This window comes from Synechococcus sp. M16CYN (assembly GCF_040371545.1).
Classification (GTDB): Bacteria; Cyanobacteriota; Cyanobacteriia; order PCC-6307; family Cyanobiaceae; genus Parasynechococcus.
The window spans coordinates 213,463-227,223 of record NZ_AP029048.1 but is presented as its reverse complement, the minus strand read 5'-3'; the positions used below and the strand labels follow the sequence as shown (position 1 = coordinate 227,223).

Sequence of the window (13,761 nt, the reverse complement as noted above, 5' to 3'; positions counted from 1 at the left end):
TTTGTCTTAGTGAATCAATGCTGACCATGCTAAGCCAACTGCCAAGGGGACTGAAAGATTATCGATTCCTCGAATACTCAATTGCTCAAGACCTGTAGCAGTTAAGACAATTGCTATTGCTACTGGAACTGACAAATAGCTATTCGTGAAATTCGAGAGCGCGAATAGTACTAGCGCCGATACTATGGCCATAGTTGAAGTTCCTGCAATTGATTTGGTTTGTTGAAAAATGGTCCACCGCGGCGTATTCAACTGCTGTCCAATCAGCCCGGCGAGCCCGTCGCCTAAAGCCATAACCAGCACTCCAACGCAAACCGCATCAGCTCGGTGCGGCCAGAATAGTATCAACAAGATCGTGATAGCTAATCCATAAGCGATAGTGCCGTAGCTTTTGCGATCAATGTCTTCAATTGCGGGAATGAGCTGCCATTGATGGTTGATTGCTGTAACCAGAGTGATAACGGCAGCAAAAGGAATTGCAATCATTGAGGGGATTGCAAAAAGCCAAGCCAGAGGAACTACAGCTCCTGTGCCAATGTGAATAATCTTTCTGCTGAGTTCTCGTTTATGTGGCCAACGTTGACGAGATGTCAGAGCTAAGGATCCCAAACAAACCATCCAGATCAGGATGATAAGAAGACTGCCACCGCTAAAAGCCGACAAACTGATTCAGGCGGCTTGTTGATGGTCGGTTATGGTGCGGAGTTTGAGGATTGCTTTTGCTTCCAGCTGGCGTACACGCTCACGAGACACCTTAATCTGTCGCCCTATTTCAGCAAGCGTCAGCGGCTCTTCGCCACCGAGACCGAAGCGAAGCCGAAGAATTTTTTGTTCGCGCTCATTCAATTGTGAAAGCCAGTCTCTAAGATGTTCTTTTTGGATACTGCGATCTATTCCTTCTATAAAGGCACTTTCCCCATTGGGATCAGGGATGAGTTCGCCTAGTGTGCTGCGATCTTCTTCTCCACGCGCATGGGCATCGAGAGAGGCACAAGGCGTGCTTTGTGAAATCAAGTCTTCTAACTCGCGGTGTCCTATCCCCATAGCATGGGCGAGTTCCAAGCGATTTGGCTGATAACCCAGGCGATGGGAAAGTTCCCGGGAGGTACGACGCATCTTAGATAGTTTTTCGCTGATATGAATCGGCAAACGAATCGTTCTAGCGCTGTTATCGATAGCGCGAGTTATACTCTGGCGAATCCACCAATAAGCATAGGTAGAAAATTTGTATCCCATGGCAGGATCAAATTTATCGACAGCTCGCTGAAGACCAATTGCTCCTTCTTGCACGAGATCAAGCAACTCCAGTCCTTGGTTTTGATACTTTTTGGCTACGCTCACAACTAGCCGAAGATTCGCCGCCATCATGCGATCGCGGGCACGCTTACCTATCCGAATCTTGTGCTTTTGCCGGGATGTGAGTTTTTTGTTTGGCAGCTCCTTAAGCTTTTTCATGTCTTGCACATGATGTGCAAGTTCAATTTCCTCAGCAGCTGTGAGTAGAGGGACGCGACCAATGCTACTGAGGTAAAAGCCGATAGAATCCATAGTTCGATATTCACTTTGTCCCAATACTGAACGATGTCTGGTAGACTGCAAAGCAGGCTGCAACCGATTCAACTGTTTAGTCGGTTTGGAAGTCTCCAGAGGGATCTCTATCACCCTGGTCTCCTTATTAGATTTGTACAAAATTTAGCATTGAGTTGAATTGTCAGCTGAATTAAATCGGAAGAATTTCGGGAATCAATTTCAACCTGACTAATTCTTTCGCGGCCAGACAATGCTGCTGGGTCTTGGCGATCAGACCTTACTCGTATCTGAAGTTACAAACCAAGTTCGATTTTTGTCTCACTGAGTCGGGTGCAACCCGCGGCTCCATTGATACGTTAATTGAATCTGAGAGTTGCGTTCAGACTGTTCTTTGTCCGGCATACGTTGGGTGAAGCTTCCGTCGCAATTCATATCCCAAGCACCTCTATTGTCTTGCATGTAGAGGTCGAATAGTCGTTCGAGCTTTCGGCGTAAAGCAGGTTCTTCAATAGGTGTAATTGCCTCAACGCGTCGATCCATGTTGCGGGTCATCCAATCTGCGCTTCCGATATATACTTCTGGTTTACCATCGTTGGCAAACCAGAAAATACGTGAATGCTCTAGGAATTGTCCGATAATACTAATAACTTTGATATTCTCGCTAAGGCCTGGTAGTCCTGGAATTAGACTGCACATGCCACGGATAATTAACTTAATGCGAACACCAGTTTGCGAGGCTTCGTAAAGCAATCCTATGATACCTGGGTCCACTAGTGAGTTCATTTTTGCACTAATCATTCCTGGTCGATCTGCTTTAGCATGATCGATTTCACGACGGATGAGTGATTCCATCCCTTTGCGCAATGTTACTGGTGCGACAAGTAGTCGTCTAAAACTTTGTTGTTTGGAAAAGCCCGTAAGGTAATTAAAAAGTTCTACGAGATCCTGGCCGAGTTCAGGTCGTGTGGAAAGAAGGCCGAGATCAGTATAAAGCTTCGATGTTTTGGAATTATAGTTGCCTGTACCAATGTGAACATAACTTCGCAGCCTATCTTTTTCTTTACGGACTACAAGAATAATTTTTGTGTGTGTCTTTAGTCCTAAGACGCCGTAAATGACATGCACACCAGATCGTTCTAAATGTCTAGCCCATTGAATATTATTATCTTCGTCAAATCTTGCTTTTAGTTCGACTAAAGCCATTACTTGTTTTCCATTCTCTGCTGCACGAGTGAGAGCTGCGATGATTGGAGAATCTGTTGATGTACGATAAAGAGTCATTTTGATTCCCATAACTTTTGGATCATCAGCTGCTTGATTGATAAATTCTTCAACTGTCGTTGAGAATAGGTCATAAGGGTGATGCAATAGGATGTCCTGCTGCCGTATCACCGAAAAGATAGTCTCAAATTCTTTGGGTTTAATTACTCCTTCATCAATTAAATTCTGCTGTGTTTTAGATAAAACTAATGGAGTCTGACCCGTCTGCATTTTGCTTTTGAGTTCCGTCATGGGAAGATTAGTTAAGCTAAATAAATCATCTAGCCCGAGCGGTCCATCTATTTTGTAGAGATCTGCTTCTTCAATATTGAGTCCTGTCATCAGCATATCGATAACACTATTGGGCATTTCATTAGCGACTTCTAATCGCACAACTTCACCGCCTATACGACGTTTGCGGAGACCTTGTTCTAAGGCGATCATAAGATCGTCTGCTTCTAGCTCTCTGAGCTCGAGATCAGCATCTCGGGTAACACGATAAAAGTAATGCCCTTCGATGGCCATGCCAGGGAAGAGTAGCTTTAGATTAAATGCGATGACCTGTTCTAGGGGAATTGCTGTGTGGATTGGCAGTGTATTGTTCTCGCTGAGTTTGGGTGGAATAGCAATAAAACGTGGCAGATTTTTTTTCGGTACTTTTACTCGTGCAAGTTGGCATTGATCAGTTTCGGGATCTCTAATTACAGCCGCCACATTTAGACTCAGGTTGCTGACAAATGGAAAAGGATGGGCTGGATCGACAGCCAAGGGTGTCAAAACAGGAAAGATAGATGTTTGAAAATATTGATCTACCCAGTGACGTTGCCGATTGACAAGTTGATCGTAATCCAGTAGGTGGATGTTGTGCTCACAAAGCCGATGTTTGAGGTGATGCCGGTAATGCTCCTGTTGCTGCTGAAGTATTGGTATTAAATGCTTGCGGATGGTGAGTAGCTGTTCTTGCGGCGTTTTGCCGTCCTCACTAGGTGTGCTAATTCCTGCTTCAACTTGCGACTTTAGGGATGCGACACGCACCATGAAGAATTCGTCTAGATTATTACTGAAAATGGCACTGAATTTAGCTTGATCCAGCAAGGGTGTCCGCTGGTCAAGGGCCTGAGCCAGTACACGCTGGTTGAAAGCAATCCAACTCAGCTCCCTGTTGATGTACTGGTCGGGAGTAAGGCGAGCTACATACATGGGTCGGCTGGTCTGAATGCTTCTTCCACCGAGGTATAAAACGTAGCAATTAGGAATTCAGTAGAAGGCTTTTAGGCGGGGAATTTTGTGTCACGAGGGCTAAGCTCACGATAAGCACCAATACCGCTACTAAAAAAGGGCTGATTGGGCCAAGAACGTCGTAACTAATACCTGCAATTGGTGGTCCCAAAAAGCTTCCCAAACTTTGTAAGGATTGAAGGCTGCCGAAAGCCGTCCCCTGACCTTCGCTCCCGAGTTGTCGCGAAACTAGACTCCTCAGACTAGGTGTGACCAACGCGGTTCCAACAGCCAGGATACCAACAGAACAAAAAATGACTGGGGCTCGTTCTGCTGATCCGAGCGCTGGAATTAAAAGACAACCAACGATAACCAGGTTAAGGCCAATTAGAGTGAGTCGCCATTCCCCGAAGCGTTTAACCAACGGTCCAATGAGTCCTCCCTGGACCACGGTGGCGACTACGCCAACTACCAAGAAGGCTGTGGTGGCCAGGTCAGGTCCCCAACCCAAGCATTCCTTGAAGTACAGCACCAGGATTGCTGTAAAACCGTTGAAAGCTAGAAAGAATAGAAAAAAAGCTCCGCACAATCTTCCAACCTTTGGTTTAGCTAATATTTTACCAATCCGAATAAAGGGGTTCAGATCACAATATCGTGGCAGATTTTGGCGATCTTTAACGGGGTGGGTTTCAGGAAGCAAGGTGATGACCGCCACCAGGTTGATTAGTGCGAAACCAGTGGCGACCCAAAGAGGAAGTGGCACTGCTATTAGCGCTAGCTGTCCCCCAAGTAAAGGTCCGAGGATGAAGCCCAATCCGAAGGCAACGCCGATTAAACCAATGATGCGGGCTCGTCTATCGGGAGGGCTGATATCAGCCAATACGGCAGAGACAGTGGCTACCGTGCCACCGCTGATGCCATCGATCACTCGTGCGCTGAACAGCAGAACCAGCGGAAGCAAACTGGTTTTTGGCCAAGGAAGGCTCAGGGTGAGCGCAAACAGCCCAAAGCCAACGAGAGATCCTCCGACACAGACAACCACAACAGGTCGTCGTCCATAGTGGTCACTGAGGGTTCCAATTAACGGAGTTACAAGGAACTGGGCTAATGCATAGATGCCGGTCAAGAAGCCCAGTGTTTGTCCGTTTGGTGAAAACTGTGCAAGCAAGAACGGCAGCAGCGGAAAGACTATGCTTTCGCTGAGTCGATCGTTGAGCAGCGTCAAAAATGCGCTTAGGAGTGTTGGAATACGCTGACGCTGCAAGGCGACCGATAATCAGAGAAGACCAGATTCTCACAGGCTCTTCGATATATGGCCTGGCTTCGGATTACTGCCAATAGTCATTACCTTGTTGCGTAACATCTACGCCGATGCGATTAAGCCTTAAGATGTACTCTCATATCTGAACTAGCGAATGCAAGCTCAGGCGGCTTTGATCTAGCTATTATTGATACTTAACCTAGCTTTTCAGAAGGGATTTTCTTAGCTAGCGACCGAGATGCGGCATCTGCAATCCGCTATCCTTCGATACACTGAGCACTCTTGACTTGAATATCAAAATTGGTGACTAATGGCTTAGGAAACGATGGCAATTAGCAGAGTGTATAGAATTTACATTTAAAACAATCTAATTTTTAATTACTTATTTATAAATCTTTTATGGTAATCTCATCATTTATATTTTCTCTCAAATAGTACAATTGTAGTAGCTAAAAATTAAAACAAGTAATTATATAAATTTTGCATTTGCAGTAAAGTGTAATAATATTAAGGTTACTTATTTTTTATAATCATACTAGAATACTGAAAGAAATAGATAAATTTATCAGATTTCTCATTAAAATAAAACTTGAGTATTAATAGTCATTATAGGTTACTTGGTTTATCATTGTTTATTATGCCTAGAAATAAGCCAAATCACTTTTTAAATATAATTTAAAAATTTCTTTGATAAAGTTAGAAGCATCATAAATTATGTACTTAACATGTAGACAATTTTCTGTATAAGAAATAGTAATTTTTTAGAACTAACTGGGTAAAATTAAGGATGCTTAACTTTACACAATTGCTAGCCTTTTAGGTATAAAATTATATAATATAATTTAAAGATCAATTGTATAAAAACTGAATAAATATTGAATGATCATAAAATTATCCTGTTTTTGTAACAAATAGGTTATGGCAGTGAGATTTGAATCATGTATGTTTCTTAATATTAGCTTGTAGATATCTAGCTATTAAAACGATAATTGAGAAACCCGTGTTGCTAAGAGCATGCTATCATTTTCCGATTTTGATTTGACTAATATAAAAAATCTGTTGAGTAATAGCATCTTAAGTAACTGGGCTTATGATTCTTACTTGCGAGGCTAGTAGCCATAATTAGGGTTGTTATAACAATTTCCGTACAATTACTGATTTAGATTCAAGTTTAATTCTAAAATATTGTGCCCTAAATTTTTGTGCCAGTTCAAGTTGCAATGAAAACAGTGCAAACTAGCCAGTGATCATTTTTATGCTGAAAAGCATGATACTAATGTAGCTGAGTAGGCAAAATAAAAAGCTAGGATTAAAGTAAAATAGCGAGTGATAACCAAATAAAATCTTGGGCGAATAGATTCTAGTACTAACAATTGCTTTTAATACTTATGCTATAAACAAGTTTATTTAGCAAGGCATAATTAATCAGAAAATAATGTGCTTACCCGAATTATTTTGTGTTAACACTAATGTAATTTATAAATCAAAGAACATATTTATGCTATTCTGGTTACTATTAATTAACTGGTTAATGAAATCTAGAAGGAGAGTTTTTTAGAAATTTATATTGACTATATTAACAGCTAAAGTTGAATATTAATTGAACTAGTTTATATGGTTAAAAATAATTAGCCTAGCATCCTTAGTTTCTGGAATCAGTTGATTCAGGCTCTTGGTATGAGAACTATATTGCTTGATCAGTCTATCTTGCAAAACTAATTTGATCTCAGTGACAAATATAATTCTCTAGTACAGCTTGTGCTAAGAGAAAGATTAATTCCCTAAAAACTGCCAAAAAAGCATGTCTCTCACGCATCATTCTGTTATTACGTTTAGCTTTGATGTTAATAAACATATATACCTGACCAGCTACATTCTAGTCATCAGTCTGATATCTTAAATTCTTCTTAGAATGTTTAACCCAATATCTAGTTTATTGGTTATTCTTAGTATTTGGTTTCTGGTATTATTGAGAGCCAAGCAATAATATATATTGCTAATCTAGGACATTATTTAGTGGTTAAGTGTGCTATGGTAAAAAGTGGAACCTTATAATAAAAATATACTTATAGGCTAAAATTTTGTCGATAGCGAGACTCACTAAATTAGCAAATTTAAATTGAATAAAGGTAAACTAATTTTTGAAAGTTTTTGATAAGTTCTGAGTAATATATTTTTTAGCTAGAACTTCTGCTATACAATAATCGTATAATTGCAACTTTCAACGTACTACTTAACAATTGATTTCATAATATATAACCATCAGGGCAATCACATGATAGTGGTGGCTCAGAGATGAGGTATGAAGTTACCCAAAATCTTACAAATTAGCGAAGCACACCCAACTATTTTAGCTATAAGGCACTTATGTCAACTGATTTTTATTCTGGTTAAGCAAACTGTTCGAATAAATATTAATTAGTTGCTGCAACTATATTATGAGATTGTGTGTAGGATCATGAAAGGTAGTTTGCCGAAGTTCAATAGCGGTATCTAATTTTGTTAACCATGTTTAATCTTTTTCTGGTTCGAATCATTAACCATGGGCCACACGCAAGTCATAGCAACATAGCCTCCATCTAGATTGATTTGAAATCAGACCTTATTTCTTCTAAGACACAGTTATTACACTGGTTTTTAATCGTAAAGGTTTTATATGAACGGCCCGTCCAAGAGGGCATGGTTGGAATAACGATAGTACGACATAGATTTGCAAATAGAGTTAACTAATTAATGACATCAGACAACATGCTGATTGATCCTTGGCCGTTATTACGAAATAGTGCTTTGGGTTTGAATGATTGCGCTCTTCGCGTGGTTGTTCACGGGCGCTCTAACGGTGTTGTGCCTGAGTGTCTGTGCTCGTTAATGACAGATTTACAAGGGCAGCGTCTGGCTCCGGTTCAGCTGCAAGCACTTACGTCTAACCATCGCCCGCCGCTCTTAGATGGTCCTTTGTTGTTGATTCCTTTGCTTCTTTGGCCTGGAGCACACACTCGACATGATATACCGGCGATTCGACAACATCTGAGTTCGGCAGGAGTCCGGGTCACGACGATTCCGTTTTTAGGGGCATGGCCATTGTGGTGGAAGCTTGTGGCGTCGACGTTGCAAAATCAGTTAGAGCATAGCGATGTTCTAGTCCATCACCCCTTGCATTCTGGGGTGGCTGATCGCTTTTTAGTGATGCTGGCTGAATCATTGAACTTCCCTTTGCTTCCATTTGATCGCTGGTCAGAGCATCAAGCTCTGCATCCCCATGCCCGACCGCTTCCGTTAGCACTGGCTCCTAACAGGATGACGGAAGCGTTGGGCCGGACTGAGGGTCTTCCCTCTTTGCTGGAACATTCCTTGATTAGTCAGGGCCTTCTTAATCTGCTTGTTGCTTTACCGTGATTAACCTAAAGTTCGGAACTGTTTATTTAGTGGGTGCTGGCCCAGGAGACCCAGAGCTACTCACCGTTAAAGCGCAGCGTTTGCTGAATGACTGTGACGCTTTAGTCTACGACTCTCTTGTACCTAAGGAAGTACTTAATCTCGTGCCTACATACTGTGAGCGGACGTTCGTCGGTAAACGCCGCGGCCATCACTCTGTACCACAACCTTGCACAAATGTACTCCTGGTAGAGATGGCACAACGGCATAGTTGTGTTGTCCGTCTAAAGGGTGGTGACCCATTTTTGTTTGGTCGGGGCGGTGAAGAGGCTGCCTATCTAGCTCAGCGTAATATTCCTGTGGAGGTAGTTCCTGGAATAACAGCTGGAATCGCTGTTCCAGCCTATGCTGGAATTCCAGTAACTCATCGTCGATCTGGATCTTCGGTGACATTTGTCACAGGCCATGAAGAGATTGACAAGCATAATTCTTCTGTTGATTGGCGCGCTCTAGCATTGGCTAGTGATGGTCTTGTAATTTATATGGGCTTACATAATTTATCCCAAATTGCAGAAGAACTAATGGCCGGCGGACTTGCATCAGCAACCCCTGTGGCTATAATTCAGCAGGGTACTGTCGAGGGACAGCGTTGTCTCAAAACAGCTCTATCTATCGTAGCCAGAGAAGCGAAGATTCATCATTTCAAGTCTCCTGCAATTGTAGTCGTGGGAGATATGATCAATCAGCAAGTGGAAGCTTGTCAGCCTCAGCTTGCTGCAGTTACGATGCCAATTCCTTTTTGAGATTTTGCGTTGTTGCTTAGCATGTTCTAAACAATGCTTAATGTGTTCAAGTTTTTAAGAATGTGAAAATAAATGATTATAAATCTAAGTAATTATCATCATATATTCCAGAATACAATTAAAATAACCTGGTTATTTATTTTCAACTAGTACGGTAGTTGCGGTTTTAAAAGCTTTCGAACTACCATTCTATTTGATAGATTTGAGGCTTTGGCTAGATAATCATTTGTGTATCAATTGAGCAAAAAATATTGAGTTGGCATTGGTAATCTAACAATATTTCCACACTACTGAACTGGTCGCTGCTGTAATCCAATCTAATTCTCAGCTCTTACCATACTGTCTATGCTAATTCACTCGACCAACTGCTGTTGATCTTCAAGCCTTTTTACTTACCAAATACCAAGGATAGTCCTTAAATCTCGCTCAGAATTGTAGAAAATTCTGAGGTAAAGGATATATATCTGATGTGATGGATTAATCAAAAATCTGTTAGTGACTTGTAGCAAGATTTACCTGCAACTAGCATGGTGTCTTTAGCGTCATTTAGACTTGCAGTAGTTCATTAGTTTACTTACTAAGTTTGTACGTCGTCATAACATCGAACAATTGCTTATGTAGGTGAATTATCTGTTATGACTGGGGAAGCTAGGATAGCAAGGAAGTTAAGCAGCAGAAGCTATCAAAGAAAGTTTGCTAGCAGCTATCTATATTGATTTGGCATTTGTCTTTTGGGCTTAGACAAAAAACACTGTAACCTCAAATTTATTAATTACTTATTTGAAAATGATTGAATCATTCGTACCCCAGATGATCATGCTATGCATGAGAGATTTAAATCTGCCAGATATTCTTTAAAAGTTGTGACAAGTCTCAGGTAATTTGAAACTGATGTTGCTGAAATTGATGGGTTCAATTGATACTAAATATAGAAGCATCCAATAACTGTTAAGCATATACCTACAACCTCAATGAGATGAACATTAAACTTACTAAAACTTCTAAAAGTAATCGCTACGGTTGATCAGTAGTAAAAATTAAACCGCAACATCTTTGAGGACCGCTGGCAAGGTAACGCACTTGGTAAGAATATGATAGAGCTTAGTGTATTAACTGTTTTTAACCATTTAGATAATAAATATTACTATTTAATGACACTAGCTTTTCAGCTTTTAATAACAAGATTTGAGACAATTAGGGATTGTTTTTACTAGATATAACGACACAGTAGTCAATCAATAGTGACACATACGATGATAGAGAATACTGACAGCTTCAGGGAGCTGCTTCAGCTTTTATTCTGATTCGTGGCGGCACCCTTGTTAAACATAAAACGGATTTGCCTCATATAGATGATTGCATTTAATGTTCTCCCTGATCTGAATTGATAGCAACAGTCACTATTAGTTAGGCTGGCTAAAATGAGAATTGGTTTATCGGAAATGACTCATATTATATTAATTTAATCTGGATACTTTAGAGATAACCTCAGAGCAACTCTTCACCCCCTGCTTCCCAGTAGTAAGTAGACACATCGCTACTGTTGATTGCATGTTAGTCTACCACCGGACCGTTTCGACTAGAGCTTGCAAGAATACTTGATCTAGTGTTTTTCAGTAAACAGCCAATAGACATTTAATAACAATGGAGTACCTATAGTATTAAGAGTGACTGGTTTAGAATTGACCTAAGTTCTTGCCGCAGACAGAACGTATAAAATTTTAGTTTTCTTTAAATCAACGTCACTGCGCCACTAGCGAGGTCGAAGCAACTCGCTAGCAAAGTTATTTTGCCATTAATTTCTGCTTCACTAATCAAAGCGCTGCACTTTTTAAGAGTTGCGGCCGTTTCAAACGCATTACTGCGAATCGCTGATGTTAAGTCGCCACTGCCTGCAATCTGATTGCGGATTGGGGTTACTAGTCGCTCTAGAGAAGGGGTTAGTACATCATTACTCATCGCAGTTGCTACTGCGCCGCAATTACTGTGACCCATCACCATAACTAAAGGGCACCCTAAGGCACTAATGCTATATTCAATCGAAGCTATAGCTTCGTCAAAAGCAGTATTACCCGCACTGCGAATCACAAAAAGTTCACCGGGAGTAGTGTCAAAAATCCAGTCAGGCGAGACTCGTGCGTCAGCACAAGTTAGCAATGTAGCCCATGGATGTTGTTCGTTGATCAGGGCCTGCGGAGTATTAAAACAGCGTTTGCTTTGCAACTCTTGTCCGAGGTTGGTGGCGGGGTTATCGGCTGCTCTACGCCATGCTTTGGCGAAGCGCCGATTGCCTTCCATCAGTGTCATCAGTGGATCTTGTGGTTGGCATAATTCGGCCACATCAGCAGCTACAGGTTGTCTGCTAACCAGAGCCGTTATTATGAAGCCTGCCGAGGTTTCTAGTAGATGTCTACGGTGCATCTGTACTCACCAGCCTCAATTTAGATCTGTTCTACTAGTAAAACGTTTCGACCAACTTAGTCTGGTAGTTCGACTAGCTTTAGAAGGTATGAAAGCGTCTTGTACAGTCGTCGAGGGTAATTATGCATTCAACTTCTCGTTCATGATTTACGATTCGATATGTTTGACCTGTGGCCATACATTTCGTTCGGGCATCGATAAAGGCTTTAAACTCGGTTTTACGTTGAATCTCAGGCTGCCAAGTGGTACCTGATTTTCTTTCGATTATGAACATGTTAGATTTTAGCTTCCGTATCATGGCCTTAGAAGATTGATTCTGTTGAGAAACTGCAGAAAGATATTAGGATCTATGTAAAACTCTCTTTATAAATACAAACTTTCGAGGATAGTTAGACTGAATCTGCTGCTTAGACTGATGTTTTTTGTAAAAGTGGCATTAAATATATAATTTGAATGTTTGTTGAATCTATAAGAGTGTTATGTCACTCATACTAAATATGCTTTATGGAGGAGGAGAGTTAAGATGATTGTTTGGACAAATTCTTAAACTTTTTTCTAAACCTAAGTTGTGGTAAGCTTCTCAATAGAGCAAAGCAAAAATTGATAGTTTTTGCTACAAATGAGTTTTTATTAAGTATTTATTTTTAGCATTTATATCAATAGACTGCTTCTTCTAAACAATTCTTTAGAAATTCTGACTTGCTCGATTTAAATCGAAAGGTTATCTTGTTTAACGTTTTATTTTTTGTGTCTTATGTTATGCTGTAAACCTTTTTAATTATCCATAACTTTAATCGCTAATAGCCATTAATAACTATTATTCTGTCAATAAGTAAATACTTTGCTATATTAATGAGTAAGAATTTCATCAAGTTTTTTCTTAAATTTTGATAAAATCTTTACTTAACTAGATTAATTAAATTTATCTTGATAAAGATAATTAACATTAGTATAATTATAGTTTTTGTTACTAAATGCTTTGATTTTTTGCCAGAATAATAAATAATTACCACAATTACGACCAAGTATATTATTAACAAAGCCATAAATTATTTGTGGCTTTTCCAAATTTAGTTGTACTTACTTTATGAAAGTAGCGTATATTTTGTACATAGTAGCAACTACGCTACTATGTACGTATAAGGTTCTTACAATTTGGTAATAAAATTAACTACATTTCAGGAAAATTTTATCTATGAAATGAGTTAGATTGCAATTATTTTAATTATCACTGATATCAATTAGTGGAAGTCGTGGTTCAGTGCTCCCATCAAGGGGAGCACAATAAAACCATGGCTTTGTTGTCAGGTACAGCACTACCGCTCAAGGTAATTATATAATACAACCGCTATCCAAAATCTGATTATCTCTTACACCTAGGTTTTTTACAGTTACTTCCCTGATAAGATCTTACTGGAAACAGATCATGTTTAAACGCGACGTTAATTGACCTACTAAGGTTAGTCTAACATTTTGTTAATATATTATATAAACTTTTATCTTATATAAGCTTTTAAGTAAATAATCTAAGAATACAGTTCTTCACCACTCAGTAAAAGCATAGTAGCGAAAAATTACAGGGTAAGTTATTATTAAGTCCCAGACTTTAAGCATTGATCTATTAATTTTATCAGTGATCATATTAGAGGTTGCTGATTTCTTCGATTAATTTTACTTATTAACTGGTTCCGATTATTTAAGATAAAAATTAAATTATTAAATTTAGAATAAAATGAATATACGATTAACAATCGGCTGCTTCTTAAAATAGTATAGAATTATTTTTGGTGTATAAACATAACTAATTTACCATCGAGGAACTCTATAATAATTAGGATGATGGTGAGGAAACTTTGCTGTCTAATAATCAATTAATCTGTATATACCAAAAGT

8 protein-coding genes are annotated in these 13,761 nt (G+C 39.8%); 2 read left to right on the top strand and 6 right to left on the bottom strand.

The annotated features are described in order from the left end of the window. Positions 1–6: 6 nt before the first annotated feature. From ABWV55_RS01010 to ABWV55_RS00995, 4 genes are all read right to left on the bottom strand, one after another. Positions 7–663, bottom strand: coding sequence for a dolichol kinase (locus tag ABWV55_RS01010; RefSeq protein WP_353291916.1), 657 nt, complete (start codon positions 661–663; stop codon positions 7–9). A 6-nt stretch (positions 664–669) separates the two neighbouring features. After that, positions 670–1,548 (bottom strand): sigma-70 family RNA polymerase sigma factor, encoded by an 879-nt coding sequence (locus tag ABWV55_RS01005; RefSeq protein ID WP_353292783.1) that lies wholly within the window; start codon positions 1,546–1,548, stop codon positions 670–672. A 300-nt stretch (positions 1,549–1,848) separates the two neighbouring features. Next, complete coding sequence (gene ppk1 / locus ABWV55_RS01000; protein WP_353291915.1) at positions 1,849–3,990, bottom strand: polyphosphate kinase 1; 2,142 nt, start codon at positions 3,988–3,990, stop codon at positions 1,849–1,851. Positions 3,991–4,039: 49 nt separating this feature from the next. After that, complete coding sequence (locus ABWV55_RS00995) at positions 4,040–5,272, bottom strand: MFS transporter (protein ID WP_353291914.1); 1,233 nt, start codon at positions 5,270–5,272, stop codon at positions 4,040–4,042. Positions 5,273–8,002: 2,730 nt separating this feature from the next. Between ABWV55_RS00995 and ABWV55_RS00990 the strand changes: the two genes are divergently transcribed. Both ABWV55_RS00990 and cobA read left to right on the top strand, forming a co-directional pair. Continuing rightward, positions 8,003–8,665 carry a DNA mismatch repair protein MutS gene (locus tag ABWV55_RS00990; protein WP_353291913.1) on the top strand — a complete coding sequence of 221 codons (663 nt, stop codon included), beginning with the start codon at positions 8,003–8,005 and terminating at the stop codon, positions 8,663–8,665. Beyond that, positions 8,662–9,447, top strand: a complete 786-nt coding sequence (gene cobA, locus ABWV55_RS00985; RefSeq protein WP_353291912.1) for a uroporphyrinogen-III C-methyltransferase — start codon at positions 8,662–8,664, stop codon at positions 9,445–9,447. The genes ABWV55_RS00990 and cobA overlap by 4 nt, the downstream gene beginning before the upstream one ends. Positions 9,448–11,178: 1,731 nt before the next feature. Here cobA and ABWV55_RS00980 read toward each other — a convergent pair. Beyond that, entirely contained in the window at positions 11,179–11,868 is a 690-nt protein-coding gene (locus tag ABWV55_RS00980; RefSeq protein ID WP_353291911.1) for a carbonic anhydrase, read from the bottom strand. A 79-nt stretch (positions 11,869–11,947) separates the two neighbouring features. After that, positions 11,948–12,142 (bottom strand): hypothetical protein, encoded by a 195-nt coding sequence (locus ABWV55_RS00975; RefSeq protein WP_353291910.1) that lies wholly within the window; start codon positions 12,140–12,142, stop codon positions 11,948–11,950. Positions 12,143–13,761: the final 1,619 nt, after the last annotated feature.

Bases quoted from the DNA above. Each gene is read 5' to 3' on its own strand.
- ABWV55_RS01005 (WP_353292783.1), bottom strand. From the start codon at position 1,548: ATGGATTCTATCGGCTTTTACCTCAGTAGCATTGGTCGCGTCCCTCTA.
- ppk1 (WP_353291915.1), bottom strand. From the start codon at position 3,990: ATGTATGTAGCTCGCCTTACTCCCGACCAGTACATCAACAGGGAGCTG.
- ABWV55_RS00990 (WP_353291913.1), top strand. From the start codon at position 8,003: ATGACATCAGACAACATGCTGATTGATCCTTGGCCGTTATTACGAAAT.
- ABWV55_RS00980 (WP_353291911.1), bottom strand. From the start codon at position 11,868: ATGCACCGTAGACATCTACTAGAAACCTCGGCAGGCTTCATAATAACG.
- ABWV55_RS00975 (WP_353291910.1), bottom strand. From the start codon at position 12,142: ATGTTCATAATCGAAAGAAAATCAGGTACCACTTGGCAGCCTGAGATT.